Source organism: Mycobacterium sp., from assembly GCF_044370595.1.
GTDB lineage: Bacteria > Actinomycetota > Actinomycetes > Mycobacteriales > Mycobacteriaceae > Mycobacterium.
The window spans coordinates 1-3306 of sequence record NZ_JBILVF010000236.1 but is presented as its reverse complement, the minus strand read 5'-3'; the positions used below and the strand labels follow the sequence as shown (position 1 = coordinate 3306).

The following is a 3306-nucleotide window of genomic DNA, read 5'->3' as shown; positions in this document are numbered from 1 at the left end:
CTTGTCCGGCCATGCGAAGTCCAGCCTGCGCAGCTGTCCAGCCGAGTCGATGACTTCGTACTGGAGAACCGGCGCGGGCAGGCCGCCGTCGATCATCACCAGGCGCGCCTCGCTCTCCATCGGCGACTCTGCTCGAGGATCGGCAATGGCAAGTAGTGCCCGCACTTTCACGATGCCTCTGCGCCCCGACTGCGCCCGCACGGCCTTCTCGAGACCGGCTGCACTGCAGTGTCCGGATCGCAACGCGGCATCGAGGGTGGCCAGCGCACGGCGCCGAGACAGCGCGCGTGCCACCTCGATGGCCGTCCATGACGGGGTTGTCATCGGCCGCCCCGAAACCAGTGACATCGGCGCTCCCTCCCGGCGGTGGACCACCAGCCCGGCGGCCGATCGGATCTGATGCCCCATCGGGTTGAGCACATGAACTTCGGCGGTGTTCTCCGTGTCGAAACCGTAGGCGGCCGCAGCAGTACCGAGACATACCGCCACCACCTCGTTGCAGGTGAGGTCCAGTCCCCGAAGTCGCTGGGCGGTACCCGTGCCGCCGCAGCTGTACACCCCGTGCCAAATGCGCTCGAGTGCGGTGCAATCCAGCATCATCTCCAGGTGCCGACGACTCACGACTCTCAGGATCTGTGCGGTGGTCGCGACACCGCCTTGCAGTTCGAACAACGCTGAGAGTTCCGGATGCACGCCCGAAATGGTCGCTGGGCGGACCGCTTCCTGGAAAGCCACGCCTGTGGACAACCCAGCGTGCACAAACAGCGCACCTGCCTCGGCGTGTTGGTGTCCCGACACGCACGCTCGCCCCGGGGGCTGGGGGCTGGGGGGCTGGGGGCCGGGATAAGGGGGCCGGGCGTGGCAGGGGAGGGCGCTACGCCGTGTCCATTACCCCGGTCGCAGACTGCGCCCGCTGCTCGTAGTCGGCACGGGCCGCGTTGTCCAACTCCAGGAACACCCGGTCGGTACCGGTCTTCGCCGACAGCCACCGCCGGCCGCGTGGCGGCAGGAAGGCGGTCGCAGCGGCGATGAACCGCATCGGGTACGGCACTGCCACAGCGGTTTTCGGTTTGTCAAGGGTCCCTACGACGGCGGCGGCGATGTCCTCGGGCTCCACCGGCCTGATCGTTCCGCCGGTGCGGGTGCCGGAAATCAGTTCGGTGTTGGTGAACGTCGGCATCACACAGCTCACCTCGACGCCCAGTGGGGCGTACTCATCGGCCAGCGCTGTCGAGAGGCCCACAACCGCGAACTTCGTTCCGGCATAAAGTGCCTGGCCGGGCACGGCCAGCATGCCGGCGACCGAGGCGATGTTGACGATGTGCCCCCGGCGGCGCTTGACCATCTCGGGCAGCACCAGCCGGCAACCGTTGATCACGCCGTAGACATTCACCTCGATGGCGCTACGGATGGCCTGCTCGGTGTGATCCAGAAAGGGGCCGACGGGCATGACGCCGGCGTTGTTGATCAGAACATCGACGTGCCCGCCGCCGTCGGCGCGGGCCTTATCCAGAAACGTCGAGAACGACTCCGCGTCGGTCACGTCGAGGGGATGACCGGACACCGGGCCGAGGGCGCCCAGTTTCGCGACGGCCGACTCGCCGAGGGCGACGTCCCGGTCGCCGATCACCACCCGGGCCCCGCGGGCCAGCAACGCCTCGGCAGTGGCGAAGCCGATGCCGCGGGCAGCGCCGGTGATGGCGATAGTCGCGCCCCTGATGTTGTCCACCCGGTTGATCTTGGTCACGAGATCGAACCTTAGGCGCGGGCCTGCCGGACGGCGTCGCGGATGGCACCGACCCACACATCGCCGTGGCCGGGGATCAGCGTATCGGTGCCGGCGCCGGCCAGGACCTCCAGGCTGCGTCGGCATTCCGATTCGCTGTGGTGGAACATCGACGGCAGCAATTGCGGCCCATTGCGCTCGAGCAGGGGATGTCCGGTGACCAGGGCGTCGCCGCTCACCAGCACGCGATCGACGACGTAGGAGCAGTGTCCGCTGGTGTGGCCCGGGGTGGGCAGTGCGGTGGGTCTTCCCGGCAGCCCGGCGGCGATGTCATCGCGCAGCGGCTGAACCGTCGGGATGCCCTCGCGTACCAGACCGCCTTTGCGGGCAACCTCCAACGACCAGGCCAGCCAGCGCGGCCGCCAGGCTTTACTGGCCAGCGCCATCGGTGAGACCTGTTCGAGATAGTCGCGTTTGGCGTGCCCCACTTCACCGGGATGGCAGTACACCGGGGTGTTGTGGGTGTTGGCGAACCAGATTGCGGCGCCGAGGTGATCGATGTGGGCGTGGGTCAGCAGGATCGCGCGGACATCCGCCGGGCCGAACCCGAGGGTGTTCAGCGACCGTAGAACGTCGTCGCGGCTGCCGGGAAACCCTGCGTCGATGAGCATGACACCGGAATCGCCGCTGACCAGTGTCCAGTTCACCAGCGGGGTTCGGGCGAGATGAACGTGGGCGGTGACGGCGGTCAGCACCGGGGGCATCGTCTGAGTGTAGGAACCACCTTGGGCCCGCAATCGTCCTAGCGGTCATCGGCGTTCAGCAGGATTGAGCGAATCTGGTTATCAAACTTGCGATCGCGCGACTCCAGATGGCTGAATCGGCCGAAGAACCGGACCCGGGACGGCATGGCGGGCGGCCCAGAAGAGGGCCGATCGGGCAGCGCTGAACGTTTCGTGACAATTCGGCGAAGCAGTCGACACTGACCGCCAGTGGAGTAGAAACAACAGTGTGGCGGAATTGAAACTGGGATATAAGGCGTCGGCGGAACAGTTCTCCCCGCGCGAACTGGTCGAACTCGGTGTGCTCGCCGAAGAGCACGGCATGGACAGCGCTTCGGTGAGCGATCACTTCAATCCGTGGCGCCACGAGGGCGGACACTCCCCGTTCGCTCTGGCATGGATGACGGCGGTCGGCGAGCGCACCAAGCACATCGTCCTGGGCACCTCGGTGCTCACCCCGACGTTCCGCTACAACCCGGCAGTCATCGCGCAGGCCTTCGCCACCATGGGCTGCCTGTACCCCGGTCGCGTCTTTCTCGGCGTGGGCACCGGGGAGGCGCTCAACGAGATCGCCACCGGGTCGGTCGTCGAGTGGCCCGAGTTCAAGGAACGTTTCGCCCGACTGCGTGAGTCGGTGAAGCTGATGCGCGAACTGTGGTGGGGCGAGCGGGTGGATTTCGACGGCGAGTACTACCACCTGAAGGGTGCCTCGATCTATGACGTCCCCAAGGGCGGCGTGCCGGTCTACATCGGGGCAGGCGGACCGTTGGTCGCCAAGTACGCCGGGCGAGCCGGTGA

Annotated in this window: 4 protein-coding genes; 1 reads left to right on the top strand and 3 read right to left on the bottom strand. The window is 67.0% G+C overall.

Annotation, left to right across the window (positions count from 1 at the left end; genetic code table 11):
• From ADBZ5N_RS18195 to ADBZ5N_RS18185, 3 genes are all read right to left on the bottom strand, one after another.
• A partial coding sequence (locus ADBZ5N_RS18195) for a type IV toxin-antitoxin system AbiEi family antitoxin (protein ID WP_526259887.1) occupies positions 1 to 693 on the bottom strand: 693 nt, incomplete at its 3' end.
• Positions 694 to 874: 181 nt separating this feature from the next.
• Positions 875 to 1729, bottom strand: coding sequence for an SDR family NAD(P)-dependent oxidoreductase (locus tag ADBZ5N_RS18190; protein WP_526259889.1), 855 nt, complete (start codon positions 1727 to 1729; stop codon positions 875 to 877).
• A 29-nt stretch (positions 1730 to 1758) separates the two neighbouring features.
• Positions 1759 to 2490, bottom strand: a complete 732-nt coding sequence (locus tag ADBZ5N_RS18185) for an MBL fold metallo-hydrolase (RefSeq protein WP_526259884.1) — start codon at positions 2488 to 2490, stop codon at positions 1759 to 1761.
• A gap of 247 nt (positions 2491 to 2737) precedes the next feature.
• On the opposite strand from ADBZ5N_RS18185, the gene ADBZ5N_RS18180 reads away from it, so the two are divergent.
• A partial coding sequence (locus ADBZ5N_RS18180; RefSeq protein WP_526259882.1) for an LLM class flavin-dependent oxidoreductase occupies positions 2738 to 3306 on the top strand: 569 nt, incomplete at its 3' end.